Origin of the sequence: Piscinibacter gummiphilus, assembly GCF_002116905.1 — a bacterium.
Lineage (GTDB): Bacteria > Pseudomonadota > Gammaproteobacteria > Burkholderiales > Burkholderiaceae_C > Rhizobacter > Rhizobacter gummiphilus.
Genome location: NZ_CP015118.1, coordinates 4,154,369 through 4,180,093 on the forward strand (window position 1 = coordinate 4,154,369; position 25,725 = coordinate 4,180,093).

A 25,725-nucleotide genomic window follows, 5' to 3' on the forward strand; every position below is an offset into this window, starting at 1 on the left:
CAGGGCCCCCACGCATGAACTACCGACACCTCGGCCGCAGTGGCCTTCAAGTGAGCGAACTGTCGCTCGGCTCCTGGGTCACGTACGCCAACCAGGTGGACGTGGCCGCCGCCGTCGAGCTGATGGCCGCCGCGCACGACGGCGGCATCAACTTCTTCGACAACGCCGAGGCCTACGCCGACGGGCGCAGCGAGGAGGTGATGGGCCAGGCGCTGAAGGCGCTGAAGTGGCCGCGCCTGAACTACGTCGTGTCCACCAAGTTCTACCTGGGCCTCGCGCGCAAGGAGAAGGTCGCGCCGAACCGGAAGAACACGCTCAACCGCAAGTACCTGCTCGACGCCATCGACGGCTCGCTGCGACGGCTGCAGCTCGACTTCGTCGACCTCGTCTTCTGCCACCGTCCCGACCCGCACACGCCCATCGAGGAAACCGTGTGGGCCATGAGCGACCTGATCGACCGCGGCAAGGCGCTCTACTGGGGCACGAGCGAATGGAGCTCCGGCGACATCCGCGCGGCCTGGGAGATCGCCGAGCGCCACCACCTGCGCAAGCCGGTGATGGAGCAGCCGCAGTACCACCTGTTCCACCGCCGCCGCGTCGAGGACCAGTACCGCCGACTGTACGGCGACATCGGCCTCGGTCTCACCACGTGGAGCCCGCTCGCGAGCGGCCTGCTCACCGGCAAGTACCGCGACGGCGTGCCCGACGGCAGCCGTGGCGCCCGCGCGGAGATGGCCTTCCTGCGCGACCACCTGACCGACACGCGGCGCAACGAGGCCGTGGCGCAACTGGCCGAGGTGGCGTCCGACCTCGGCTGCAGCATGGCCCAGCTCGCCATCGCCTGGGTGGCCCGCAACGAACACGTCAGCACCGTGATCACAGGCGCCTCCAGCGTCGCGCAGTTGCAGTCGAACCTGAAGTCGCTCGACGTCGTGCCGAAGCTCACGCCCGACGTGCTCGCCCGCATCGACACCATCTCCCTCCCCCACTGCGAGTGAACGGACACCCCGCCCGATGACGACCCGACCCGACTCGACGGCGCGCGAGCGCCTCACCGCCCCCGATGCCGACGACACCCGCACCCTGCCCCTCGCCGGCCTGATCGTGATCGACCTCACCCTCGCCCGCGCCGGCCCCACCTGCGTGCGCCACCTGGCCGACTGGGGTGCGAACGTGATCCGCGTGCAGGCGCCCGACGACGGCAGCGAGGAGGTGATCGGCCGCCGCGACGGCTCCGACTACCAGAACCTGCACCGCAACAAGCGCGTCGTGACACTCGACCTGAAATCGCCCGAAGGCCACGCCGCGTTCCTCGCGCTGGCCCGCGAGGCCGACGTGGTGGTGGAGAACATGCGCGTGAAGGTGAAACATCGCCTGAAGGTGTCGTACGAGGACGTGCGCGCGGTGAACCCGCGCATCGTCTACGGCAGCATCAGCGGCTTCGGCCAGACCGGCCCGTATGCCGACCGCCCCGGCGTCGACCAGATCGCGCAGGGCATGAGCGGCACGATGTCGGTGACGGGCGAACCCGGCACGCCACCGCTGCGCACCGGCATCGCGGTGGCCGACGTGACCGCGGGCAACACGCTGGCCCTCGCGATCATGATGGCGCTCTACGCGCGGGAGCGCACCGGCGAAGGTGCCTGGGTCCACACCTCGCTGCTGGAGAGCCAGATCTTCATGCTCGACTTCCAGGCCACGCGTTTCCTCGTGGACCAGGTGGTGCCCCGCGCGGTGGGCAACGCGCATCCCACCGCGGTGCCCACCGGCGTCTTCGCGACGAGCGACGGCCACGTGGCGCTGGGCGCCTCGTCGTCGGCGCAATGGAAGCACCTGTGCGAAGTCACCGGCCGCACCGACTGGGCGGCCGACCCGCAATGGCAGACCCAGCGCGGCCGCGCGAAAGACCGCGCCCGGCTGCACGCGGCCATCGGTGACGAACTGCTGAAGCGCGATACCGCGCACTGGGTCGAGGCGCTCAACGCCGCGGGCATCCCCATCGGCCCCATCTACGACATCGGCCAGGTCTTCGCCGACCCGCAGGTGCGACACCTCGGCATGGCGCTGCCGGTGCGCCACCCGCGCTTCGGTGACACACACCTGCTCGGCTCGCCCATCAACGTCGAGGGCCATGCAAAGCGCATCCGCTCGACGGCGCCGCTCACGGGCGAACACACCGACAGCGTGCTTTCCGCGCTCGGCTACGCGCCCGAGGACATCGCGGCGATGAGGGCCCAGCGCGTGATCTGAACGTCCCCTGATCCTTCCTGCCGAGGAGGTCCCGATGAAGTGGTCCCTGTGGGGGGCGTGCGCCCTCGCCCTGTCCGTGTGCGCCGTCCCGTTGGCCCGGGCACAGCTCACGCTCTACGGCATCGCCGACGCGAGCATCGTGCGGCTGCAGGCCGGCAGCCGCGGCGGGCAATGGCAGATCCGGGACGGCGGCCTCAACGCGAGCCGCATCGGTTTCCTGGGCAACGAGGACCTGGGCGGCGGCTGGCGCGCGGGATTCAACATCGAGTCGCAGATCAACCTCGGCACGGGCACCGGCACGGCGACGAACCTCACGAACCAGCCGCGCGGGCAGACGGCCACCGGCGGATTCGCGTGGAACCGGCGCTCGACGCTGAGCCTGCACTCGCCGTACGGCGAACTGCGCCTGGGCCGCGACTACGTCACCACGTTCATCCCCGTGTACCTCTTCGACCCGTTCGCGACGGTGGGCGTGGCGAGCGCCACCAACTTCCAGTCTTGGTACACGCCGTCGCTCGCGCCGATGACGCTGAGCCGTGCCAGCAACATCGTGGCGTACCACCTCCCGCCCACCGTGGTGAAGGGCATGTATGCCTATGCGCAGGCTGCGCCGTCCGAAGGGTCGGGCGCGCGGTACGCGGGCCTCGGCGCCGGCTACCGCGAAGGGCCGCTGCAGTTCAGCCTGGCCGTGGCCGAGGCGAAGAACCCGCTCGGCGGGTCGCCGGGGCTCTCGCCCGGCACCACCGCGCCCGACAACCGCCTGGGCGTGTGGGCGATCGGCGGCGGCTGGGAGGCGGTCAAAGGCTTCCGGCTGATGGGCATCGTGCATTCGCAGCACTTCGACCGATTCGGCACCACGGCCGCGAACACCGAGGTCAACCGGCGCGTGGACGACTGGCTGCTCGGCTTCACGTGGGCCTTCGGCGTGCACACGTTCAAGTACTCGCACGTGCACCGCAACGACCGCGGCGCCACCGACTTCGACCCGTCGCAGGACGGCGCCGGCTACGTCCACAACCTCTCGAAGCGCACGGCGATCTACCTCACCTACGTGCACATCCGCAACGGCAACAACGGCACCTACAACTTCTCGTCGTCGAACTTCGCACCGCCGCCCGGCGAGTCGGCGCAGGCATTGCAGCTCGGCATGAACCACACCTTCTGAGCCCCGGCGCGGTACAGTGCACGGTCGTCGACCCCCGGTGCCCGCCATGCCCCCGAAGCTCTACGCCCACCCGTTCTCGTCCTACTGCCAGAAGGTGCTGATCGCCCTCTACGAGAACGGCACCGCCTTCGAGTACCGCACGCTCGAGGATCCGAAGGCGAACGAGGAGCTCGCCGCGCTGTGGCCCATGAAGCGTTTCCCGGTGATGGTGGACGGCGGGCGCACGATCCTCGAGGCGAGCCTGATCATCGAGCACCTCGACCACGCGCACCGCGGCCCGGTGCGCTTCGTGCCCGACACGCCCGAAGCCGCGCTGGACGTGCGCACGATGGACCGCTTCTTCGACAACTACGTGTCCACGCCGCAGCAGAAGGTGGTGTTCAACGCGATCCGGCCCGAGGCCGTGCGCGACCCCTACGGCGTGGACGAGGCGAAGGCGATGCTGGAGACGTCGTACCGCTGGCTCGATCGCGTGATGGCGGACCGCGAGTGGGCCGCAGGCAGCACCTTCAGCCTCGCCGACTGCGCCGCGGCGCCCGCGCTGTTCTATGCCGACTGGACCCACCCGATCCCGGACGACTGCCCGAACGTCAAGGCGTACCGGCAGCGGCTGCTGGCGCGGCCGTCGTTCGCTCGCGCAGTGGATGAAGCGCGGAAGTACCGGCCGTACTTCCCGCTGGGGGCGCCCGACCGCGACTAGGTGTGATGCTTCAATAGGTTGTATCCGGTGTTCATCCGGATTGGGTTTGAGAGACTGGAAGTCGCCAAACACCCAATCCACCCAAGGGGCCCAACCGGATGAACACCCATAAGCATGCCCGACTTACCTACGCGCGCCGAGCGGAGATGGTCAAAGAAATGACCGAGCAGGGCCTGAGCGCCTGTGAAGCGGCCGCCAAGCACGGGGTAACGCCCCCCACGGCCAGGAAGTGGCTGGGGCGGTACCTGGCAGGAGGTGTTGCCGCCCTGGCTGATGCATCGTCTCGGCCGGCTCGCTCGCCCCGGAGTATCGAGCCGGGCAAGGCGTTGCTTATCGTTGAACTGCGCCAGCGCCGGATGCTGCAATCGCGCATCGCCAAGAGCGTCGGCGTGTCGGAGGCGACCGTCAGCCGTGTGCTGGCACGGGCCGGCCTGTCCAAGCTCTCGGACCTGGAGCCGCGCGAGCCCGTACAGCGATACGAGCACAAGCAGCCGGGCGACCTGCTGCACATCGACACAAAGAAGCTTGGACGCATCGAGCGCCCGAGTCATCGCGTAACCGGCAATCGCCGCGACTCGGTCAATGGCGCAGGCTGGGAGTTCCTGTTCGTCGCAGTAGACGACCACGCGCGCGTGGCCTTCACGGCCATGCACCCCGACGAGCGCACAGAGAGCGCGGTGCAGTTCCTGCGCGATGCCGTGGCGTACTACAACCGTTTGGGCGTGACCATCAAGCGGCTGTTGACCGACAACGGTTCAGCCTTCCGTTCCAAGCTATTCAGGGCCGCTTGCGAGCAGCTGGGCATCCAGCAGAAGTTCACTCGCGCCTACCGTCCACAAACCAACGGCAAGGCCGAGCGCTTCATCCAGTCGGCCCTGCGCGAGTGGGCCTACGGCTGGACGTACCGGAACTCCGAGGAGCGACGCGAAGTCCTGCACAGCTGGCAGCATCACTACAACTGGCACCGGCCTCACCACGGCATCGGTCGCGTGCCGCCGGCCTCTCGACTACCCGGGCCGAGATACAACCTCTTGACGCTTCACAACTAGGCCCGCGCGCCGAAGCGCTCCGCCGAACGGGCCTTCGCCTTTTCGGCCTCCACGGCCCGGTCCTTCGGCTCGGCCGTGGTGACCATCGAATCGATCAGCGTGCGCGCCACCGCGGCGATGTCGGCCACGGCCCGGTCGAACGCGGCCTCGTTGGCCTTCGACGGCACGGAAAAGCCGCTCAGCTTGCGCACGAACTGCAGCGAGGCGTCCCGGATCTCCAGCTCGGTGGCCGGCGGCTCGAAGTTGAACAGGGTCTTGATGTTCCGGCACATGGATGAATCACCTCCAACGGGTCATCCTACCCCCGCCTGCCCGAACCGCTTCACGAGCCGGGTGATGGTGTTCCACTCGCGCGTGGACAGCCGCGAACCGAGGTGTTTCTCGAGGAAGGCGTTCGGACTGCCCGGCGCCTTCATCACCTGGCGGCTCACGCTCAGCACCTCGCCGGGCGTGACCCGCACCAGTTCCACGTCGCGGCGTGCGGACGCGAGCGGCAGCACGGGCGGGGTGACCGACGGGTCGAGCAGGAAGGACACGCAGAACGCATACACGCTGCCGCGGTCGATCCCCGCGAACGGGTCCAGCGCCACCAGCGCGGCGAGGTAGTCCACCGTGCGCACGAAGGCCGGCTCGCGCAAGCCGCACACCGACTGCAGTGTGCGGTAGGCGCCCTCGAACACCGCCTGCGCCGTCACGCCGTCGCCCGGCGCGTAGACCAGCGTGCCGTTCGTGAGGAACGACGTGGCCTCGCGGGCGCCGGCGTGCAGGAACGCCGCCTCGAACTGCTCGCGCGTGGGCGCGTTCGGTCGGCCGAGGTTGACATTGCGGAGGAAAACGGCGTAGCGCATCGGGGGCGCCATTGTGCCGCAGCACGAACCGTCCACTGCCTCATCCTTGGGCAATCCAACCCGATCCCAATAGGCATCGGGGCTCTCGCGATCCGTCACCAAGTTGTCAACATGGATGTCCACGGCACCTGGGGAAAGCGGGTTTTCCACTGCCCGATATTCGAGCAATCCAAGGAATCCCCAGTGGTGATCGGGGGTCTCGCGATCCGTCACCAAGTTGTTCACATGGATGTCCACGGACGCTGGGGACAGGAAAACGCCCACCGTGTGAACAACTCCTTCCGGCCATACTCCCCCGCCATGACGACCCCGGCAGCCCCCCTCCGCCACCCCGGCATCGACCGCCTGAAGGCCTGGGTGACCCTGCTGGTGGTGTTCCACCACGCCGCGATCACCTACGGCGGCCCGGGCGGATGGTTCTGGCGGGAGCGGTCGTCGAACGAATCTCCGACCGCGGAGGCCTTCGGCATCTTCTGCGCGGTCAACCAGGCCTGGTTCATGGGGATGTTCTTCCTGATCGCGGGGGCCTACGTGCCCGGCGCGCTGCAACGCAAGGGCAGCGCCGGCTTCCTCCGGGACCGGGTGATCCGCCTGGGCATTCCGCTCGTGGTGTTCGGCTGGCTGCTCGGCCCCGTCACCGTGGCCCTCGCCCAGACGCCCCGGGGCACCGCGTTCACCGACACCCTGCTGTGGGCCTGGCGCAGCGGGCGTTTCTTCCCCGGCCCGCTGTGGTTCGCCACCGCGCTGCTCGCGATGAGCGCCGTGGCGGCGCTGAGGCACACGCTGCGCCCCTCCGCCCTCCAGTCTCGCCCCTTCCCCTCGAACACCGTGCTGCTCGCCGCGGCCCTCGCCTGCGGCACCCTGGCATTCGCCTTGCGCCTCGTGTGGCCGGTGGGAACCTCGGTGTGGGGCCTGCAGTTCGGCTACTTCGCGAGCTACATGATCCTCTTCGCCGCCGGGATGGCCGCCGCCGAGCAGGGCTGGTGGCTCGCCGTGCCGCCCGCCGCGGCGCGCACCTGGCGCCGGGTCGCGTGGTGCGCGCTGCCGTTGCTGCTGCTGGCCTTCGCGCCCTTGCCGATGGGTGACCCGATGGGCGGGGTGTCGCTCGCCGCCGCCGTCTACGCATTCTGGGAACCGTTCGTGGCGTGGGGCATCGTGCTGACCCTGCTGGTGCACGCGCAGGCCCGCACCGCGCCGTCGGGCCGCTTCGGTGCGGCGCTGGCGCGGCGCGCCTTCGCGATCTACGTGATCCACCCGCCGGTGCTGGTGGCCGTGGCCCTGGCCGGGCGCGAACTGGCGTGGCCCGCGCTGCTCAAGTTCGCGCTCACCGGCAGCCTGGCCTGTGCCCTGTGTTTCCTGCTGGCAGGCCTGCTGCTGAGGGTGCCGGGGGTCGGGCGGGTGCTCTGAACTCCCGATTTTCCCGCACCGTCATCAAACTGCCTCAATCTGAGGCGATCCAGTGGAAACCCAGTGCTGGTGCGGCTTCCCGAGGTTCTTCAACGAGTTGTTCACATGGCTGTCCACCGGTCGTGGGGACAGCCTGTTCCGTTCGCCGCACCGGGTGTCCGGCTTTTCCTCTTGACAAGCCGATCCGTTTGGCTCATTCAGCGGCGATGGCCTCGACCTGGATGCGCAACGTGACATCCATGCGGAAACCGTAGGGTTTGCCGGCATCGATGCCGAACTCGTCGCGGTTGAGCGTGCCGACCACGTCGGCACCACACAATTCGCGCTTGAGCATCGGGTGCGGAAGGCACTTGAACGAGTTGATCTTGAGCGCCACCGGCTTCGTCACGCCATGCAGCGTGAGGTCGCCCACCAGTTGCGTGGGCACGCCGTTGGTGAAGCCGTCGAGCTTGCCCTTGTAGGTGGCCTTCGGGTACTTCGCGGCGTCGAACAGCGTGGGCTTCTTCGCCTCGGCGTTCATGATGTCGAGGCCGAAGTCGATGCTGTCGATGTCGACGGTGAGGTCCACCTGGCCGGTGCCGGCGGCCTTGTCGAGCACGACCTTGCCCTCGGTCTTGTTGAACTTGCCGCGCCACACCGAGATGCCCATGTGGTCGGCCTCGAAGCTCGGGAACGTGTGCGTGGGGTCGAGGTTGTACGTGACGGGGGCCGCGGAAGCGGACGCGGCCGCGGCCGCGAGGGCGGTGGCGACGGATGCGGCGAGCAGGCTGACCTTGATCATCGTGACTCCAGAAGCGTGACGGGTCCGCGATTATCCGGCCGCCACGAACCGGTCCAGCCGCGCGGCGGCCACCACGTCGTCCGGGGTCACGTCGATCACCTGCACGGGCGCGCGCCCGCGCAGGCTGCAGTTCGACTGCAGGAACCACCGCGACAGCGTGACGCGGTCGAACACGCGCGAGAGTTCCGCGAGCACTTCCTGCATGCCGGGCTTCGGGCTCATGTCGGCCAGGTTGAACTGGAACAGCGGCAGCCACCACGTGCCCTGCCACGCGAATGCGAGCAGCGACCGCGCGGCGATGGCCGCCGCGGTGGGCACGGGCCGGCCCCGGGTCGCGGCGATCGACGCCACCTCGGCGAGGTTGGCCAGGCCCCCGCTGTCGCGGAAGCGCCCCAGCAGCTCGATGAATTCGGCATCGTCCGCCTCGTCGAGCAGGTGCGCGGGGGACGTCGCCGGCGGCACGAGGTGCAGCGCGGCGTGGGCAGGGTTGCGGTCGGCGGTGGACGGGAGGGGCGAGGGCATGGCGGGGCTCCGGCGGTGTGCCGCCACTGTGCGCGGCCGGCTGCCGCGCCGCACCACCCTTGCGGTCTCGCCGCGCCCCCCTCTTTCGGCGGACCGGGCGGTGCCCCGCAGCCAGTGCCTAGGCCTGAAGAGGGAGTTGTCAACACCCTGTGCGCTGGATGCGACACGCGAGACGGCGCGCGATGCTGTCGTCACTCGCCGTCATCCCGAAAGGGCTGCCATGAAACTCGTCCAGAACACCGTCCCGACCCCGTTCACCGCCCCGCAAGGTCCCGCCGCCCGGCGCACGCGCTCGAAACTCGTGCCGCGCCGCACGTTGCCCACGCTCACCCACATCCACGTGGGCGGCGGGCTGCTGGGCAAGCTGGCCGCGCTGTTCAGCCGGCGCTGACCTCGCGCGGCCGCGGCGCCGTCAGCCGGCGGCGCCCACCACCCGCGTGAGGGTGACGATCGACGACCCGGCCGTGAGCGTCTTGTGCACCGGGCACGCCTCGGCGATGCGCAGCAGGCTCGCCTGCTCTTCCTCGGTCAGCGTGCCGGTGACCTGCAGCGAGCGGGTCATCACGTTCTGGTTGCCGTTCTTCGCGTGCGACACCTCCACCCGCAACTGCTGCACCGCCATGCCCTTGCGGGCGATGTAGAGCTGCAGGGTCAGCGTGGTGCAGGCCGCCAGCGCGGCATCGAGGATGTCGTGGGGCGTGGGGCCGCCCAGGCCACCCACCGCCGGCTCGAGGTCGGCCGACAGTGTCTGTTGATCGGAGAAGGACACTTCGCAGGCGGTGGCGCCCGAAGCTTTGTCCCAGAAGGCTTGTGTGGTGGTCATGGCGGCGATGTCCGTCGTGTGTGGGGGCCAGGAGGGTCCGACTGTAAACCCGGGGCCAGGGCTCGACTGTCGCGCCGCCCGCCCCGACCCGCGCCCCCCTCACGGGACTTCCCCTGCCTGTCCGGAAGGGGGAGACCGGCCGCCGAGGAACGCTGCCGGCGGCTATGCTACGCAGCTTCCCTCCCTACCGTGGCCCACCCATGCCCGACTTCCGCAGCCCTGACTTCCTGCTGGCCCATGTCCGCCGCACCCTGGCGTTCTACGACGGCCGCGCCCTCGACCCGAGCGGCGGTTTCTTCCACTTCTTCAAGGACGACGGCACCGTCTACGACCGGCGCACGCGCCACCTCGTCAGCAGCACCCGCTTCGTCTTCAACCACGCCACGGCGTACCGCCGCTTCGGCCGCCCCGAGGACCTGCAGGCCGTGCGCCACGGCCTCGCCTTCCTGCAGACGGCCCACGCGCAACCCCAGGGCGGCTACGCGTGGCAGATCGACTGGCACGATGGCGTGGCCACCGTCCAGGACGGCACGAACCACTGCTACGGCCTCGCCTTCGTGCTGCTGGCCCATGCCCATGCGCTGAAGGCGGGCGTGACCGAGGCCGCCGCCGGCCTCGACGCCACATGGCGCCTGATGGAGCAGCGCTTCTGGGAACCGGCCCACGGCCTGTACGCCGACGAAGCCACGCCCGACTGGCAGGTGCTGCCGTACCGCGGCCAGAACGCCAACATGCACGCGTGCGAGGCCCACCTCGCCGCGTTCGACGCCACCGGCGACCGCAAGTACCTCGACCGCGCGCTGCTGCTCGCGCAGAACATCACCGGCCGCCAGGCCGCGCTGGCCGACGGGCTCGTCTGGGAACACTACGGTCCCGACTGGCAGGTCGACTGGGAATACAACCGCCACGACAAGACCAACATCTTCCGCCCGTGGGGCTTCCAGACCGGCCACCTCACCGAGTGGACGAAGCTGCTGCTGCAGCTCGAGGCCCACCTGCCCGAGGCCGAACGCCCCGACTGGCTCGTGCCCCGCGCCCGCCACTTCTTCGACACGGCGATGCGCCACGGCTGGGACCTCGGGAACGGCGGCCTCGTCTACGGTTTCGAGCCCGGTGGCCAGGTGTGCGACGCCGACAAGTACTTCTGGGTGCAGGCCGAAAGCTTCGCCGCCGCGGCGCTGCTGGCCGTGCGCACCGGCGACGCCGCGTACTGGGACGCGTACGACCGCCTCTGGACCTACAGCTGGGCCCACTTCGTCGACCACGACCACGGTGCGTGGTACCGCATCCTCACGCCGGACAACCGCAAGTACGGCGACGAGAAGAGCCCGGCCGGCAAGACCGACTACCACACGATGGGCGCCTGCCACGACGTGCTGCGCGCACTGGAAGCCTGACGATGACGATCACCCGCGACCTCGAACGCCTCGCCCTGCAGGAGCAGCGCCTGCAGTTCAAGCACTTCGACAACGACACCGCCTGGGCCCTCGGCACCCGATTGCGCGCCGACGCCGAGGCGCGTGGCACGCCCGTCACCGTGGAGATCCGCCTCGGCGGGCACACGGTGTACTTCCACGCGATGGCCGGCACGCAACCGGTCAACGCCGACTGGGCCCGCCGCAAGCGCAACACCGTCGAGCTGATGCACCGCAGCTCGTACCGCGTGGGCCGCGAGTTCGAACACGGGGGCAGCTCGCTCGAAGCACTGATGGGCCTGCCCACGCGCGACTACTGCGACCACGGCGGCGGGGTGCCGCTGGTGGTGGAAGGCACCGGCGTGGTGGGTGTCGTGACCGTCTCGGGCCTGCCGCAGCGCGAGGACCACGAGATGGCCGTGGCGGCCATCGCCGCGCTGTGCGGCGTGCCGCTCGACGGGCTCGCGCTCGACGACTGAGCCGGCCGGCCCGGGAGGGCTACTTCAGGTAGGAACGCACGGCGCCGGCGAGGGTGTCCACCTCCGCCAGGCGTTCCTCGGCCGTCAGCGTCTCCGAGCCCAGGTGCTCGCGGATGTGGCCTTCCAGCACCTCGGCCATCAGGCCGTTGACCGCGCCGCGCACGGCCGCGATCTGCTGCAGCACGGCGCCGCACTCGGCGTCGGTGTCGAGCGCGCGCTCGAGCGCCTCGAGCTGCCCCTTCATCCTGCGGACCCGCGCCAGCAGGGGCTTCTTGCTTCGGATGGTGTGTCCCATGGCCTCATTCTATGGGCCTCCATATACTGGGGTACAGTATCCGGATGGCCTCGCTGAACACCCCCCTCCCCTCGCCCTGGCACCACACCCACCAGTTCGACGAGGGCAACCCGCTCGCAGAGCGCAACACGCTGCTGGCTGTGGTGCTCACCGCGGTGATGATGGTCGTGGAGATCGCCGGGGGCTGGTACTTCAACTCGATGGCGCTGCTGGCCGACGGCTGGCACATGAGCTCGCACACGCTGGCCCTCGGCCTGTCGCTGGTGGCCTACATGGCCGCGCGCCGCCTCGCCGGCCATGCGCGTTTCGCCTTCGGCACGTGGAAGATCGAGATCCTCGGGGGCTACACGAGCGCCGTGCTGCTCGTGGGGGTGGCGCTGCTGATGGCCTTCCAGTCGGTGGAGCGCCTGCTGTCGCCCACGCCGATCCACTACGACGAGGCCATCGCCATCGCCGTGGTGGGCCTGCTCGTGAACCTCGCCTGCGCCTGGCTGCTGCGCGGCGCGCACCATCACCACCACGGACATGGCCATGACCACGGGCACGACCACGGCCCTCACCGCGAGGACCTGAACCTCCGGGCCGCCTACCTCCACGTCGTCGCGGACGCGGCCACCTCGGTGCTGGCCATCGCCGCGCTGTTCGGCGGCAAGCTGTGGGGGGCCGACTGGCTGGACCCGGTGACGGGCCTCGCGGGCGCCGCGCTCGTGGGCACCTGGGCCGTCGGCCTGCTGCGCGATTCGGGCCGCGTGCTGCTCGACGCCGAGATGGACGCCCCGGTGGTGCAGGAGATCCGCGACGTGATCGACACCAGCCCGATCCGGGCCACGATCACCGACCTGCACGTCTGGCGCGTGGGCACCGCGAAATACGCGTGCATCGTCGCGCTGTCCACCGACGACCCGGCGGCCACGCCGGACGCGTTCCGCCGGCAGATCGGCGTCCACGAGGAGCTGGTCCACATCTCCGTCGAGGTGAACCGCCCGGCTGCGGCTTCAGCCTGAGCGGTCCGCCGGCGCCAGCACCGCCAGGCACACCATCGCGGCGCCGCCGAAGGCCAGCAGGTCCTCGACGGCCGCCACGGGAAAGTCCCGCCCGAAGGCACGGGCCGTCTGCGTGCGGATCGAATGCCCCACGAACGTGGCGACCAGCGCCCCGGCCGCGCCCGCAAGCGCCGCCTGCGGCGAACGACCGCCGGCCAGCGCCGCACCCGACACCGCACCGCTCGCCACGCGCGCGGCGACGCCCACGGCCTGGGTGCGCGACGGCGTGGACGGCAGCTTGTCCACCACCAGCTCGCCGATCGCCATCGGCGTGGTCACCGACACCGCGCGGGCCGACCCGAGGAACGCGAGCGGCGAACCCTTCACGTCGATCCACCCGAGCCGCGCCGCCCAGCTGACAAGGGCCAGCGGCGCACTGGTGCGCGGGCCGGCGCAGGCACCCAGCAGAAAGGCGAGCGACAGCGGTGGCTGCGGGTCCCGCGCGGGAGGTTCGGTCACCACCGGCGGCTCGGGCTGCCGCAGCACGACGTCCGCACCGGACTGCACCTGTTGGAAGACGCGCCGGAACAGCTTGCGCGCCGCCTCGGTCACCGTGCCGAAGACCACGTGCGAGAGGTACGAATACGGGTGCGAGAAGAGCGGCGCCTTCCAGAAGGGGGCGCCGAGCCGGAACGCCGGCACCAGGGTTTCGTCGACGACGGTGGCCGCCACCGCCCCGAATGCCGCGCCACCACCGCGCGTGACCCGCGGGTCCACCTCCGCCGCGACACCGTAGGCGCCGCCCACCAGCGCCCCGACCACGTTGTGCACCGTCTCCCCCGCCGCCGGCCGCCGCAACCGGGGCATGCCGTGCCCGCCGGTGGCGAGCGCGAGCCGATCGGCTGCCTTTTCGGTGGACGGGGGACCCGACACACCGGACGTGATGCGCGCTCGCGCCAGCACGGCCTGGAAGGCCGTCATCGCGACCGCGCCGGCGAGGCCTGCCGCGAGGCCCGAGGCCGCGCCCAGCACCAGGCCGTTGCGTCGAGGATCGTTCGTTTCGGTGCGGTGCATGGCCTGCCATTCGTGTCGGGGTGGAGGGAGCATGGCTTCCTCTGGGCAAGGCGCATGCCTTGCCCCCCCGGAATGGCTGCGCGAGGCGTTCCGCGCGGACGACATCGCGGCGCGCGTGGGCCGTGTGTTCGAACGGTACAACGAAGGCAGCGGCAAGCCGTACCGCCACGGCTGCAGCATCGGCGGGCACGGCTGACGCCTGCACCCCGGGCCGTCAGGCCTTGAGCGTGCCCTCCGCCGAGAACTTGTAGAGCAGCTGCACCGACTGGTGCCCCACCTGCCGGTCGTCGAAGCGCACCGGGAAACCGCCCAGGTCCATCGTGCGGCCGCGCAGCGCGTTGGCCAGCGCCTCGCGCGTGGGCGTCACGGGGCGCATGGCCACCAACGTGCGCGTGAGCACGCTGCCGTACACGAAACCCTCGAACGCGGTGAACGAGCGGGTGAGCTGGTCGAGGTCGCGTTCGGTCATCGCGTCGCGGAAACGCGTGGCGAAGTCGGTGCGCGAGAACGCGGGGTTGCTGAACGGGCTCGCCACGCCGAGGCCGTTCAGCGCGCGCTCGCGGCTTTCGGCGAAGGACCGCGAAATCACGTTCGACAGCGTGCACACCGGCGCGAGGAACGCGGGGCCGTCGCCCCGCAGCGCCATCATCGTCTCGACGACGGCCTCGGCCGACATCAACAGCACGATGCTCTTGGTGCCGGGTGCCGACGCGACGCTGCGCGCGGCCGCGGCCAGCGCCGCGCGGTCGGCCACGTCCACGGACTGCACCATCGACACCTTGGCACCGGCGGCCTTCAGCTGCTGGATCAGGGCCGGGTTGCGCGGGTCCTGGTCGTGCAGGATGCCGACCGTGGCGAGGTTCATGCCCGACAGCGTCTTGAGCACGGCCTGCAGTTCATCGCCGGCGCTCGCACGCAGGTGGAAGGCCCAGGGGTTGTCGACCCCGCGCAACTCGTCGGCGCCCGAGCGCATGCCCACGACCGGCACGCGCAGCCGCCGGGCCACGGGCAGCGCGGCCAGGGCATGCGCCGTGGTCCACAGGCCGCTCACGGCCACCACGTCGCGCTTCGCCAGCGCCTCGACGTTCGCGGCGGCGCGTGCCGGGTCGAAACCGTCGTCCATCTCGATCACCTCGATGGCCTGGCCGCGGCGTTCCTGGGCGACGGCCATCTGGAAGCCGGCGAGGAAGTCGAGGCCGCTGTCGGGCGTGGCCGAGCGGCTGCCGATGTTCTGCGGGATGCCGGTGAGCGGCAGCGTGAGGCCGATGCGCAGCGGCGAGGGCGACTGCCCCCAGGCGAGGGGCGTGGCCGCGGCGGCCAGGCAGGTGGTGACGAAGCGGCGGCGGTCGAATGCGGGCATGGGCGGCGGGAAGGGATGGTTCCGGGGCGTCGCCTCGCCGCCCGGGTCAGGCGCGAGGCGGGGCAGAGCCTACGGGCCGCTCCGCCGCCCGCCCAGAGGGTTTTCGCGGAGTCCGGGGTGTCGAAGCTGAAATCGGTTCCAAACGTCACGCGCCGCCGTCCATCCGGCGGGACCACGGCTCCACCTGCCCGCTCGCCAGGCGGCCCTGGAACAGTTTCATCCACGACGACGGCAGCGGCAGCGCGACGATCTCCCCCAGCGTGACCGGATCGCAATCCCGTTCGGCGATCACACGCAGCAACCGGGCGATCGACCACGCGGGATGGGGGCGCGCCACGCGGTGGATGGGATCGCCGGCCCGCACATGCCCCGGCGCCAGCACCCGCAGGTACCAGCCGGCCCGGGTGCTCTGCTGGACACGCCGGGCCATGTCGGGCACGCCGAAGCGGTCGTTGAGCTTCCAGCACGGCTGGCGGCCCTGGCTCACCTCGAACAGCGCGTCGCCGATGGCCCAGCGGTCGGCGATGCAGACGCTGGTTTCATCGAGCCCGGGCTCGAGGCTGAAGTTCTCGCCGAACGCCCCCGGGCCTTCGTGCAGCACCGCCGACGCCGGCAGTTCGCGCCGCCAAGCCTCGACGTGCGACCACGGGTAGCAGTGCACCGCCTTGTCGGCGCCGCCGTGCACGCGCCGGTCGCCCTGCTCGTCGCCGTCGAGCCCCTCGGGGCCGACAGCGACGGCACCGTGCACGGGTCGCTTGGCGATGGCGCTCGTGCTGCCCGCGCGGGTGTACGGCACGGCTCGCCCCGTCAGCACCGCCTTCAGGCGACCGACGGCCTCAGACATGCCGGGCCTCGGGCAGGCGGCACCCGTCGTCGTCGCAACGCACCGCCTCGCCGTCATCGGGCTCGGCGATCAGCTGGCCGACCCGCGCCCCCACGAGGAGGTCGTCCGCACGCCCGAAGTGATGCAGGCGGATGCGCCCGCGCTTGTCGAGCAGCACCAGGCTCGGGGTGCCGCGCAGGCCCAGCGCCCGCATCGTCAGCGGCACCGCCCCGCCCTGCGGGTCGGCCTGGTCGATGCCGATCGGGAACGCCAGCCGGTACTCGTGGATGAAGGCCTGCAGCGCGGCGGCCGGCTGCATCACCTCGTGGTGCTCGAACACCGAATGCAGGCCCACCACCGCCAGCTGGTCCGGCGGGAAGGCCTCGTGCATCCGCGTGGCCTGCGGCAGGCCGTGCGCCACGCAGCCGGGGCACAGCATCTGGAACGCATGCAGCGCGACGACGCGGCCGCGCAGGTGCTCCAGCGTCAACGGGCCGGGGGTGTTGAACCAGTGCGACACCTGCAGGGGTGGCGCGGGAAGGTCGAGGGTCTTGGACATGGGGGCTCCATCGGGTTGGACACCAGTCTGTGCCGGATGGCCGCACCGCGGATCCCTCTTCGTCCGGATTTGATGGCGGATCGTCCGGCCATGTTGCCGTTCATGCGACGGTGTGTTGTTTGATGTGGATCAGCCACCCGACACTGGCCGTCGGTAGAGTGGAACCACCATGATCCCCCTGATGCAGATCGAAGACCCCGCCCGAGCCTCGCCGGTGCGCCCTCGGTGGTCCGCGTTCCTCGAACTGGGCTTCCGTCCGCTCTACCTCGCGGGCTGCGGCTGGGCCGCCGTCTCGGTGGCGCTCTGGATCTTCGCGCCGGGCTGGCTGACCGGGCAGCTCGGCGGGGTCGTGTGGCACGCCCACGAGATGCTGTGGGGGTTCATCGCCACCATCGCCGTGGGGTTCCTGCTCACCGCGGGCACCAACTGGACGGGGATCAACCCGCTCCAGGGCCGCGCACTCGCCGTGCTGACCCTGCTGTGGGCCGTGGCGCGCATCGGCTTCCTGGCGCCCGGTTCCGCGGCGTTCGGCATCGCCGCGGCCAGCGAGCTGCTGTTCTTCGCCGTGGCCGCCCTCGCACTCGGCCGTGTCATCGTGGTCAAGCGCAGCCAGCGCAACTACGGCGTGCCGCCGCTGGTGTTCGCGCTGGGCCTGGCCGATGCCCTGTTCCTGTGGGCGGCCTGGTCCGGCGACCACGCCGTGCTGATGCAGCGCTTCCACACCGGCCTGCTCTGCATGGCGGTCATCACGCTGCTGGTGGCGCGTCGTGTCATCCCGTTCTTCGCATCGCGTGCCGTGCAGGGCCTGTCGGTCCCGATGCACACGCGCTCGGGCCACTGGCAACTCGGCGCGGGTGTGTTCGCCATCGCCTGTGGACTGGCGGGGTGGCCCATCGCGATGGCGGCGGGCCTCGCCGTGGCCGGGATCATCGCGCTGGTGCAACTGGTGGCGTGGAGGCCGTGGGCCGTGCGCCGGGTGCCGCTGCTGTGGATCCTGTACGTGGGCTACGCCGCGCTCGGCGCGGGCCTGCTCGTCGCGGCCGCGCATGCGGCGGGCTGGGTGCTGCGCCTCGCCTGGCCCGCGCACGTGGTGGGCGTCGCCGGCTTCTCGGTGCTGATCATCGGCATGGTGACCCGCACCGCCCTCGGCCACCTGGGCCGCCCGCTGCGCACCGACCGCCTGATGGTCACCTGCTACGCCCTCGTGATCGCCGCGGCGGCGCTGCGCCTGCTGGCCCTGCTGCCCACGCCGTTCGTGCTCGCCTGCCTGCACGCATCGGCCACGGCCTGGGTGCTGGCCTTCGTGCTGTACCTGTGGCGATTCTTCCCGATGATGATCCGGCCGAGGCCCTGACGACCCGATGGCCCTCGCCGAGTTCTATCCCGCGATCAAGGCGAGCCACGTCGGGCTCGTGATGCTGAGCGGCACGCTGTTCACCGCCCGCGGCCTCGGCGTGCTGCTGGGTGGCGCGTGGCCCCTGGCGCCCCTCGCACGGCGCGGCAGCCAGGTGATCGACACGGCGCTGCTGGCCGCCGCCCTGCTGCTGCTGGCCACGCTGCACCTGAACCCGTTCACCACACCGTGGCTGGCCACCAAGCTCGGACTCCTCGTGGCCTACATCGGCTTCGGCACGTTCGCTCTGAAGCGCGCGTCCACGCGCGCCGGCAAGGCCGTGGCCTTCGCCGTAGCGCTGCTGTGTTTCGGGGCGATGGTGGCCATCGCGCGCACCCACGACCCGCTGGGCTTCCTGCGCTTCCTGGGTGCCTGAACGAAGGCGAGCACAGCGAAGCCGCACATCAAGCAACACGCGAGTCCGGGTCTCCCGGACGACCCGTGGCGCCCCCTGGGGGGCAGGAGGCGCCAGCCGACTGGGGGGCTCCATCAGATCTTCCGGTCCTTCTCGGCCGGCGGCACGTACTGGTACAGCCACGTCTCGGTCAGCGGCTTCCCGTCGCGCCGCAGGAACATGCGCAGCGTGATCGGGTCGGTCTTCGTGTCCTCGGGCTTCAAGTCGAACATCGCACGCCAGCCCCGGATGGCCTCCAGCGGCCGGGCCGACGTGATCTCGACCTTGCCGCGGCTCGCGGTGATCACGGCCTCGATCTTCTCGCCCGGGCCGTAGTTCGCGAGGTCGCCACCGGCGAAGTCCACCGCGAAGCGCCACGAAAAGTACTTGCGCGGCTGGCCCACGATGCCGCCGATGCCCGTGCGCGTGGCCACGCACTGCGCGAGCGCCGGTTTCGCCGGCGGCAGCGCGCCCCAGTAGAGGCGGTAGCCCACGAGCCACTCCTGCCCCGGTTCGGGCTTCTTCGCGGGGTTCCAGAACGCCACGATGTTGTCGAAGGTCTCGTCGTTCGTGGGGATCTCGACGAGCTGCACCGACCCCGGCCCCCAGTCCGACTTGGGCTCGACCCACAGCGACGGGCGGCGGTCGTAGAAGACCCCGTCGTCCTGGTAGTGGTCGAAGTTGCGGTCCCGCTGCACGAGGCCGAAGCCGCGCGGGTTCTCGTCGCTGTAGGCGTTGAACTGCAGGGTGGGCGGGTTCGTGAGCGGGCGCCACACCCACTCGCCGTTGCCGCGCCACATCTGCAGGCCGTCGGTGTCGTGGATCTCCGGACGCCAGTCGTTGGCCATGCGGTGGTCGTTCTCGCCGTGCTGGAACATGCTCGTGCACGGCGCCAGGCCCAGCCGTTCGATGGCCTTGCGCGGGTACAGCGCCGCGTCGATCTCCATCACCTGCGACACGCCCGGCGTGATCGCGAAGCGGTAGGCGCCGGCGATGCTCGGCGAGTCGAGCAGCGCGTACACCACCACCGTGTTCGAGCCCGGCGCGGGGCGCTCCAGGTAGAACGCGATGAAGTCGGGGAACTCCTCCGGCCGCTCCATGCCGGTGTCGATGGCCAGGCCCCGGGCCGACTGTCCGTACTGCCACTCCTCGCCCACCGCGCGGAAGTAGCTCGCTCCGAGGAAGGCCGCGACGTCGCGCACGGGGTCGGTGTGGAAGTTCAGCCGGAAGCCTGCGAAGCCGAGGTTGGCCGGCAGGGCCTTGGCCTTCAGGCCGCTCTTGGCGTAGTCGAACATCTCGGGGTCGTACGCCAGCTCCTGCGCGCGGCCGGCGGTCAGGTCGTACATGCGCACCGGTTTCTTGAAGAACAGGCCCAGGTGGAAGAACTTGGCCTTGAAGCGCAGGTCGGGCTCGGTCCACAGTGCGTGGTCGTCGCGGTAGCGGATGGACTGGTACTGGTCCCAGTCGAGGGCGGACACCGACGGCGGCAGCGTGCCCTCGTGGGTCTTGTAGGGTGCCGCAGCCAGCGCCTTCGCCTGCCCCTTGAGGCTCGCGAAGTCGAAGGCCTGGGGCGAGCCCAGGGGTTTGAGGGCGGCGAAGGCCTGGGTCCAGTTCAGGCCGAGGGTGCCGGCGGCGGCCAGCGCTTGGAGGAAGAGGCGTCGGTTCGTCATGGCCGCAAAGTTTGCACAAAGCGGACCAACCCCACGCCGGTCCGGTGTTGCCGAAAGTCCATACGCTGCCACGCACCCTGGGAAAAACCCCGGTGCTTCGGCGCAAGAAAGTATTCGAGGACCGGTCGTTCGTACCAAATCGGGCAACTGCATACGCGTATCTTCTGCACGTCGAACAACGAAGAGGAGAACCACGCCATGCCATCCCCCCGCGCCGCCGCCCTCGCAGTCGGGCTGCTCGCCGCCGCCCCGCTGTCCTTCGCAGCCGACCTCGTCATCGCGACCGTGAACAACGGCCACATGATCGAGATGCAGAAACACACCAAGGAGTTCGAGAAGGCGAACCCCGACATCAACGTCAAGTGGGTCACCCTGGAGGAAGGTGTGCTGCGCCAGCGCGTCACCACCGACATCGCCACGAAGGGCGGCCAGTTCGACGTGATGACCATCGGCCTGTACGAGGCCCCGATCTGGGCGAAGAAGGGGTGGCTGAAGGAGATCGCCACGACCCCCGCCTACGACGTGGACGACCTGCTCCCGTCGATCCGCAGCGGCCTGTCGAACGGCGGCAAGCTGTACGCCGCGCCGTTCTACGCGGAAAGCTCGATGACGATGTACCGCACGGACCTCGTCAAGGCGAAGGGCCTGACGATGCCGCCGAACCCGACCTGGGCGCAGATGGCCGACATCGTGTCGAAGATCCACGACCCCGCCAAGGGCGTGTACGGCCTGTGCCTGCGCGGCAAGCCGGGCTGGGGCGACAACATGGCGCTGCTGACCACGATGGTCAACACGCACGGCGGCCAGTGGTTCGACATGAGCTGGAAGCCGCAGATCGACACGAAGCCGTGGCACGACGCCATCAACCTGTACGTCGACCTGATGAAGAAGTACGGCCCGCCCGGCGCGTCGGCCAACAGCTTCAACGAGAACCTCGCGCTGTTCAACGAGGGCAAGTGCGGCGTGTGGATCGACGCCACCATCGCAGCCTCCTTCGTCAGCGATCCGAAGCAGTCGAAGGTGGCCGACAAGGTCGCGTTCGTGCAGGCCCCGACCGCCGTCACGCCGAAGGGGGCCAACTGGCTGTGGTCCTGGAACCTCGCCATCCCGGTCTCGTCGAAGAAGCCCGAGGCCGCGCAGAAGTTCATCGCGTGGGCCACGTCGAAGGACTACGTGAACCTCGTCGCGAAGGAAGCCGGCTGGCACGCGGTGCCCACCGGCACGCGCAAGTCCACCTACGCCAACCCCGAGTTCCAGAAAGTCGCGAAGTTCGCGGTCGAGGAACAGAAGGCGATGGGAACGGCCAACGCGAACGACAGCACGCTGCCCAAGTCGCCGTACACCGGCGTGCAGTACGCGGCCATTCCCGAGTTCCAGGCCATCGGCATCGCGGTGGGCCAGCAGATGAGCGCGGCCCTCTCCGGCAAGGTCACCGTCGACCAGGCGCTCAAGACGTCGCAGACCGCCGCCGAGCGCGAGATGACCAAGGGCGGCTACTACAAGAAGTGACGCGATGACCACCGCCACGCACCCCGTCATCCCGGCGAAGGCCGGGACCCACGGCCACGCGGCGGGCCAGGCGCCCCGCGCGCCGAGCCGCCGCCTGCCCCGCCTGCTGATGGCCCCGGCGGTGGTCACCCTCTTCCTGTGGATGATCGTCCCGCTCGTGATGACGATCTGGTTCTCGCTGATCCGCTACAACCTCATGCAACCCGGCGAACACGGGTTCATGGGCCTCGAGAACTACCACTACTTCATGACCGACCCGGACTTCTGGCCGTCGGTGCGCCACACGCTGATGCTGTTCGCCTCGGTGATCGCGATCACCGTGGTGCTCGGGGTGGGCCTCGCGCTGCTCGTCAACGAGCCCTTCCCGGGCCGCGGGATCGTGCGCGTGCTGCTGATCTCGCCCTTCTTCGTGATGCCCACGGTCAACGCGCTGCTGTGGAAGCACATGATGATGAACCCGATCTACGGCGTGCTGGCCCACGTGTGGCACTTCTTCGGCGCCACGCCCATCGACTGGATGACGGACCTGCCGCTGTTCTCGGTGATCCTGATGCTGTCGTGGCAGTGGCTGCCGTTCGCGTGCCTGATCTTCATCACGTCGCTGCAGTCGCTGGACCGCGAGCAGATGGAGGCCGCGCGCATGGACGGGGCCAATCGCCTGCACCAGTTCTGGTACCTCGTGCTGCCGCACCTCGGCCGGTCCATCGCCGTCGTCGTGATGATCGAGATGATCTTCCTGATGAGCGTGTTCGCCGAGATCTACACCACCACCTCGGGCGGCCCCGGCAACGAAAGCACGAACCTCGCGTTCCTGATCTACAAGCAGGCGCTGATGAATTTCGACGTGGGCGTGGCCTCGGCCGGCGCGCTGCTGGCCGTCGTGCTCGCCAACATCGCCGCCGTGTTCCTGATCCGCCTCGTCGGCAAGAACCTCGACTGAAGGGCCCGCCATGAAACAACCGCCCTTCCCCTGGATCCGCATGCTGTCGGCATGGGGTGTCGCGCTGCTGCTGTTCTTCCCGCTGTTCTGGCTCGGGCTCACCGCGTTCAAGACCGAGATGCAGGCCATCGCGGTGCCGCCGCAGCTGTTCTTCACGCCCACGCTCGACACGTTCGCCGAGGTCAACGAGCGCAGCGACTACCTGCTGCACGCGAAGAACTCGGTCATCTCGAGCGTCGCGTCCACGATCCTCGGCCTGCTGATCGCGGCCCCCGCCGCCTACGCGATGGCGTTCTTCCGCACGAAGCGCACCCGCGACATCCTGATGTGGATGCTGTCGACCAAGATGATGCCGGCCGTGGGCGCGCTGGTCCCCGTGTACGTGATGGCGCAGACCTCGGGCCTGCTCGACTCGCTGTGGAGCCTCGTCATCGTCTTCACGCTGTCGAACCTGCCGATCATGGTGTGGATGCTCTACAGCGCGTTCCGCGAGGTGCCCAACGACATCCTCGAAGCGGTCCGGCTCGACGGCGCCTCGGTGTGGACCGAGTTCCGCCACGTGATCCTCCCGCTCACGAAGGGCGGCATCGCGAGCACCGGCCTGCTGTGCCTCGTGCTCGCGTGGAACGAGGCCTTCTGGTCGCTCAACCTCACGTCGGCCAACGCCGCCACGCTCGCCGGGCTGATCGCGTCGTACTCGAGCCCCGAGGGCCTGTTCTGGGCGAAGTTGTCGGCGGCGTCGCTGCTGGCCATCGCTCCCATCATCGTCTTCGGCTGGTTCAGCCAGAAGCAGCTCGTGCAAGGGCTCACCTTCGGGGCCGTCAAATGAGAGGAATCCCACCCATGCCCTACCTCCAACTCCACGGCGTCGTGAAGGCCTTCGGCGAGATCCGCACCATCCGCGGCATCGACCTGGCCATCCACAAGGGCGAGTTCATCGTGTTCGTGGGCCCGTCGGGCTGCGGCAAGTCGACCCTGCTGCGGCTGATCGCCGGCCTCGAGACCACATCGGAGGGGTCGATCGAGCTCGACGGCAAGGACATCACCGACCTGCCCTCGGCCCAGCGCGACCTCGCCATGGTGTTCCAGTCGTACGCGCTGTACCCGCACATGAGCGTGTTCGACAACATGTCGTTCGCGCTCAAGCTCGCCAAGGTCGACAAGAAGGTCATCCGCGAGAAGGTCGAGCGCGCGGCCACCATCCTCAACCTCAAGCAGTACCTCGACCGCACGCCCAAGGAGCTGTCCGGCGGCCAGCGCCAGCGCGTGGCCATCGGCCGCGCCATCGTGCGCGCACCGAAGGTGTTCCTGTTCGACGAGCCGCTGTCGAACCTCGACGCCGCGCTGCGCGGCCAGACGCGCGTCGAGATCGCCAAGCTGCACCGCGACCTGGGCGCCACCACCATCTACGTGACCCACGACCAGGTGGAGGCGATGACCCTCGCCGACCGCGTGGTGGTGCTGCGCGACGGCCAGATCGAGCAGGTGGGCACGCCGCTGGAACTCTACGACCACCCGGCCAACCAGTTCGTCGCGCAGTTCATCGGCACGCCGCAGATGAACGTGGTGGCCGCGAACGCCCTGCCCGAACTCGCGCGCATCGTGGGGCCGTCGCTGCCGGCCGACGGTTCGGTGGGGGTGCGGCCCGAGGGCGTGCGCGTGCACCCCGGCGGCGAAGGCATCCCGGCGCTCGTCGAACTCGTCGAGTCGCTCGGCGCCGACACGCTGATCCACACCCGCGTGGGTGACCGCGCCCTCCTCGTCTCGCGCCAGAGCGAACGCACGTCGCTGAAGGCCGGCGCCCGCGTGGGCGTGTCGTTCACCGACGACGCGATGCACCTCTTCGATTCCAACGGCCGCCTGCTGGCCGCGCCCGCCTCCGCCTGATCATGAGCATCGAACCGAACGTCATCCTGCACCTCGGCCTCGGGTCGTTCCACCGCGCCCACCAGGCGGTGTACCTCCAGCGCCTGATCGACGGCGGCCACGCGGGCTGGGTGCTCAAGGGCGGCAACCTGCGTGCCGACATGGCCGACACCATCGCGGCCCTGCAGGCCCAAGGCGGGGCCTACACGCTCGAGACGGTGACGCCCGCCGGCGAGCGCCGCTACGAGCGCATCACCGCGATCCGCGAGGTGATCCCGTTCGACCCGTGGCTCACCGGCCTCGTGGGCGCGGGCGCCGACCCGGCCACGCGCATCATCTCGTTCACGGTGACCGAGGCCGGCTACTACCTCGACGAACACGACCGCCTCGACACCCGCTACCCCGACCTCGCCTCGGACCTGAGCGGCGCCACCTGCACCACGCTCTACGGCGCCCTCGCCGCGATCCTGGAGGCCCGGCGCGTGCAGGACGCGGGGCCGGTCACGCTGCTCAACTGCGACAACCTGCGCCACAACGGCGAACGGTTCCAGGCCGGTTTCCACGACTTCCTGGACCACCGCGGCGAGGACGAACTGCTCGCCTGGGTCAAGGCCAACACCACCTGCCCGAGCAGCATGGTGGACCGCATCACGCCCCGGCCCTCGCCCGAGGTGGCCGAACGCGTGAAGGCCGCCACCGGCGTCACGGACGGCGCGGCGCTGATGGCCGAGTCGTTCATCCAGTGGGTCATCGAGGACCGGTTCGCCGCGGGGCGGCCGGCATGGGAGACGGTCGGCGTCGAGATGGTCGGCACCGTGGTGCCTCACGAGGAGGCGAAGATCCGCATCCTCAACGCGAGCCACAGCTGCTTCGCGTGGGCCGGCACGCTCGTCGGCACGCGTTTCATCCACGAGGGGGTCGCGTTGCCCGCCATCCGTGCGATGGCCCATGCCTACGTGACCGACGACGTGATCCCGTCGCTCGTGCTGCGTCAGAACCCGTACCCGGTGGACCTCACCGCGTACCGCGACGTGGTGTTCGAACGTTTCGGCAACCCGCAGCTGCGCGACACCAACCAGCGCGTCGCGATGGACGGCTTCGCGAAGATCCCCGGTTTCATCGTGCCCACGCTGCGCGACCGCCTCGAACACGGCGCGTCCATCGCCAGCACCGCGATGCTGCCCGCGCTGTTCTTCGAGTTCCTGGCCCGCTGGCACCGGGGCGAGGTGCCCTTCACGTACGAGGACCAGGGCATGGACCCGGCCACCGCCCACGCGTTCTTCACGTCCGCCGACCCGCTGGGAGCCTTCGCCCGCGACCCGGTGCTGTGGGGACCGCTCACCGGCGACCCGCGCATCGAGGCGGCCCTCCGGGAAGCCCATCCCCGCGTGTTGTCCTTCATTCGCGGTAACGTATAGGC

At 69.9% G+C, this 25,725-nt stretch carries 29 protein-coding genes; 18 read left to right on the top strand and 11 right to left on the bottom strand.

The annotated features are described in order from the left end of the window. Positions 1-14: 14 nt before the first annotated feature. The 5 genes from A4W93_RS18735 (at position 15) to A4W93_RS18755 (ending at position 5,164) form a co-directional block, all read left to right on the top strand. Positions 15-998 carry a potassium channel beta subunit family protein gene (locus A4W93_RS18735; protein ID WP_085752046.1) on the top strand — a complete coding sequence of 328 codons (984 nt, stop codon included), beginning with the start codon at positions 15-17 and terminating at the stop codon, positions 996-998. A gap of 16 nt (positions 999-1,014) precedes the next feature. Beyond that, positions 1,015-2,250, top strand: a complete 1,236-nt coding sequence (locus A4W93_RS18740) for a CaiB/BaiF CoA transferase family protein (RefSeq protein WP_085752047.1) — start codon at positions 1,015-1,017, stop codon at positions 2,248-2,250. A gap of 34 nt (positions 2,251-2,284) precedes the next feature. Then, positions 2,285-3,415 carry a porin gene (locus tag A4W93_RS18745; protein ID WP_085752048.1) on the top strand — a complete coding sequence of 377 codons (1,131 nt, stop codon included), beginning with the start codon at positions 2,285-2,287 and terminating at the stop codon, positions 3,413-3,415. A 46-nt stretch (positions 3,416-3,461) separates the two neighbouring features. Continuing rightward, positions 3,462-4,115: a glutathione S-transferase family protein gene (locus A4W93_RS18750; RefSeq protein WP_085752049.1), complete on the top strand. Its 654-nt coding sequence runs from the start codon at positions 3,462-3,464 to the stop codon at positions 4,113-4,115. Positions 4,116-4,213: 98 nt separating this feature from the next. Continuing rightward, a complete protein-coding gene (locus tag A4W93_RS18755; protein WP_085752050.1) occupies positions 4,214-5,164 on the top strand; it encodes an IS481 family transposase in 951 nt (316 codons plus the stop codon). Here the strand turns inward: A4W93_RS18755 and A4W93_RS18760 are convergent. After that, on the bottom strand, positions 5,161-5,436 hold the full coding sequence (locus tag A4W93_RS18760) for a DUF2277 domain-containing protein (protein WP_085752051.1): 276 nt from the start codon (positions 5,434-5,436) through the stop codon (positions 5,161-5,163). The two genes, A4W93_RS18755 and A4W93_RS18760, sit on opposite strands and share 4 nt — an antisense overlap. A 21-nt stretch (positions 5,437-5,457) precedes the next feature. Further along, a complete protein-coding gene (locus A4W93_RS18765) occupies positions 5,458-6,012 on the bottom strand; it encodes a DUF1697 domain-containing protein (protein ID WP_085754235.1) in 555 nt (184 codons plus the stop codon). A 300-nt stretch (positions 6,013-6,312) separates the two neighbouring features. Here A4W93_RS18765 and A4W93_RS18770 point away from each other — a divergent pair, with 300 nt between their 5' ends. Next, positions 6,313-7,419 (top strand): acyltransferase family protein, encoded by a 1,107-nt coding sequence (locus tag A4W93_RS18770; RefSeq protein WP_085752052.1) that lies wholly within the window; start codon positions 6,313-6,315, stop codon positions 7,417-7,419. A gap of 193 nt (positions 7,420-7,612) precedes the next feature. Here the strand turns inward: A4W93_RS18770 and A4W93_RS18775 are convergent, their stop codons facing one another. Both A4W93_RS18775 and A4W93_RS18780 read right to left on the bottom strand, forming a co-directional pair. Beyond that, entirely contained in the window at positions 7,613-8,200 is a 588-nt protein-coding gene (locus A4W93_RS18775; RefSeq protein ID WP_085752053.1) for a YceI family protein, read from the bottom strand. 30 nt (positions 8,201-8,230) lie between these two features. Then, the gene (locus A4W93_RS18780; protein WP_085752054.1) at positions 8,231-8,722 is read right to left on the bottom strand and encodes a hypothetical protein; all 492 of its coding nucleotides are present in this window, start codon (positions 8,720-8,722) and stop codon (positions 8,231-8,233) included. Positions 8,723-8,942: 220 nt separating this feature from the next. Between A4W93_RS18780 and A4W93_RS29740 the strand changes: the two genes are divergently transcribed. After that, the gene (locus A4W93_RS29740) at positions 8,943-9,113 is read left to right on the top strand and encodes a hypothetical protein (protein ID WP_157131695.1); all 171 of its coding nucleotides are present in this window, start codon (positions 8,943-8,945) and stop codon (positions 9,111-9,113) included. 21 nt (positions 9,114-9,134) lie between these two features. Here the strand turns inward: A4W93_RS29740 and A4W93_RS18785 are convergent, their stop codons facing one another. Next, complete coding sequence (locus A4W93_RS18785; RefSeq protein WP_085752055.1) at positions 9,135-9,545, bottom strand: OsmC family protein; 411 nt, start codon at positions 9,543-9,545, stop codon at positions 9,135-9,137. A gap of 200 nt (positions 9,546-9,745) precedes the next feature. Between A4W93_RS18785 and A4W93_RS18790 the strand changes: the two genes are divergently transcribed. Then, on the top strand, positions 9,746-10,942 hold the full coding sequence (locus A4W93_RS18790) for an AGE family epimerase/isomerase (protein ID WP_085752056.1): 1,197 nt from the start codon (positions 9,746-9,748) through the stop codon (positions 10,940-10,942). A gap of 2 nt (positions 10,943-10,944) precedes the next feature. Beyond that, complete coding sequence (locus A4W93_RS18795; RefSeq protein ID WP_085752057.1) at positions 10,945-11,439, top strand: heme-degrading domain-containing protein; 495 nt, start codon at positions 10,945-10,947, stop codon at positions 11,437-11,439. 19 nt (positions 11,440-11,458) lie between these two features. On the opposite strand, the gene A4W93_RS18800 is transcribed toward A4W93_RS18795, so the two are convergent. Beyond that, complete coding sequence (locus tag A4W93_RS18800) at positions 11,459-11,734, bottom strand: metal/formaldehyde-sensitive transcriptional repressor (protein WP_085752058.1); 276 nt, start codon at positions 11,732-11,734, stop codon at positions 11,459-11,461. A 44-nt stretch (positions 11,735-11,778) separates the two neighbouring features. Here A4W93_RS18800 and dmeF point away from each other — a divergent pair, with 44 nt between their 5' ends. Beyond that, on the top strand, positions 11,779-12,738 hold the full coding sequence (dmeF, locus tag A4W93_RS18805) for a CDF family Co(II)/Ni(II) efflux transporter DmeF (RefSeq protein WP_085752059.1): 960 nt from the start codon (positions 11,779-11,781) through the stop codon (positions 12,736-12,738). Here the strand turns inward: dmeF and A4W93_RS18810 are convergent. Next, positions 12,730-13,791: a DUF4126 family protein gene (locus tag A4W93_RS18810; protein WP_085752060.1), complete on the bottom strand. Its 1,062-nt coding sequence runs from the start codon at positions 13,789-13,791 to the stop codon at positions 12,730-12,732. The two genes, dmeF and A4W93_RS18810, sit on opposite strands and share 9 nt — an antisense overlap. A gap of 31 nt (positions 13,792-13,822) precedes the next feature. On the opposite strand from A4W93_RS18810, the gene A4W93_RS30095 reads away from it, so the two are divergent. Then, positions 13,823-13,987, top strand: a complete 165-nt coding sequence (locus tag A4W93_RS30095; protein ID WP_157782189.1) for a hypothetical protein — start codon at positions 13,823-13,825, stop codon at positions 13,985-13,987. 18 nt (positions 13,988-14,005) lie between these two features. On the opposite strand, the gene A4W93_RS18815 is transcribed toward A4W93_RS30095, so the two are convergent. The 3 genes from A4W93_RS18815 to A4W93_RS18825 all read right to left on the bottom strand — a co-directional run bounded on the left by A4W93_RS18815 (position 14,006) and on the right by A4W93_RS18825 (position 16,533). Continuing rightward, on the bottom strand, positions 14,006-15,151 hold the full coding sequence (locus A4W93_RS18815) for an ABC transporter substrate-binding protein (RefSeq protein WP_085752061.1): 1,146 nt from the start codon (positions 15,149-15,151) through the stop codon (positions 14,006-14,008). A 145-nt stretch (positions 15,152-15,296) separates the two neighbouring features. Continuing rightward, positions 15,297-15,995, bottom strand: coding sequence for an MOSC domain-containing protein (locus A4W93_RS18820; protein WP_085752062.1), 699 nt, complete (start codon positions 15,993-15,995; stop codon positions 15,297-15,299). Continuing rightward, entirely contained in the window at positions 15,988-16,533 is a 546-nt protein-coding gene (locus A4W93_RS18825; RefSeq protein WP_085752063.1) for a thioredoxin domain-containing protein, read from the bottom strand. The genes A4W93_RS18820 and A4W93_RS18825 overlap by 8 nt, the downstream gene beginning before the upstream one ends. A 169-nt stretch (positions 16,534-16,702) precedes the next feature. On the opposite strand from A4W93_RS18825, the gene A4W93_RS18830 reads away from it, so the two are divergent. Together A4W93_RS18830 and A4W93_RS18835 are read left to right on the top strand one after the other, a co-directional pair. Next, entirely contained in the window at positions 16,703-17,887 is a 1,185-nt protein-coding gene (locus A4W93_RS18830; protein ID WP_085752064.1) for an NnrS family protein, read from the top strand. 7 nt (positions 17,888-17,894) lie between these two features. Continuing rightward, positions 17,895-18,302: a SirB2 family protein gene (locus tag A4W93_RS18835; protein WP_085752065.1), complete on the top strand. Its 408-nt coding sequence runs from the start codon at positions 17,895-17,897 to the stop codon at positions 18,300-18,302. A 113-nt stretch (positions 18,303-18,415) separates the two neighbouring features. On the opposite strand, the gene A4W93_RS18840 is transcribed toward A4W93_RS18835, so the two are convergent. Beyond that, the gene (locus A4W93_RS18840) at positions 18,416-19,990 is read right to left on the bottom strand and encodes an OpgD/OpgG family glucan biosynthesis protein (protein ID WP_085752066.1); all 1,575 of its coding nucleotides are present in this window, start codon (positions 19,988-19,990) and stop codon (positions 18,416-18,418) included. Positions 19,991-20,188: 198 nt separating this feature from the next. Between A4W93_RS18840 and A4W93_RS18845 the strand changes: the two genes are divergently transcribed. From A4W93_RS18845 to dalD, 5 genes are all read left to right on the top strand, one after another. Beyond that, positions 20,189-21,499: an ABC transporter substrate-binding protein gene (locus A4W93_RS18845; RefSeq protein ID WP_085752067.1), complete on the top strand. Its 1,311-nt coding sequence runs from the start codon at positions 20,189-20,191 to the stop codon at positions 21,497-21,499. A 109-nt stretch (positions 21,500-21,608) separates the two neighbouring features. After that, complete coding sequence (locus A4W93_RS18850) at positions 21,609-22,439, top strand: carbohydrate ABC transporter permease (RefSeq protein WP_237357808.1); 831 nt, start codon at positions 21,609-21,611, stop codon at positions 22,437-22,439. 10 nt (positions 22,440-22,449) lie between these two features. Then, entirely contained in the window at positions 22,450-23,268 is an 819-nt protein-coding gene (locus A4W93_RS18855; RefSeq protein WP_085752069.1) for a carbohydrate ABC transporter permease, read from the top strand. Between the two features lie 14 nt (positions 23,269-23,282). Beyond that, positions 23,283-24,326 (top strand): ABC transporter ATP-binding protein, encoded by a 1,044-nt coding sequence (locus A4W93_RS18860; protein WP_085752070.1) that lies wholly within the window; start codon positions 23,283-23,285, stop codon positions 24,324-24,326. A gap of 2 nt (positions 24,327-24,328) precedes the next feature. Then, positions 24,329-25,723: a D-arabinitol 4-dehydrogenase gene (dalD, locus tag A4W93_RS18865; protein ID WP_174694890.1), complete on the top strand. Its 1,395-nt coding sequence runs from the start codon at positions 24,329-24,331 to the stop codon at positions 25,721-25,723. Positions 25,724-25,725: the final 2 nt, after the last annotated feature.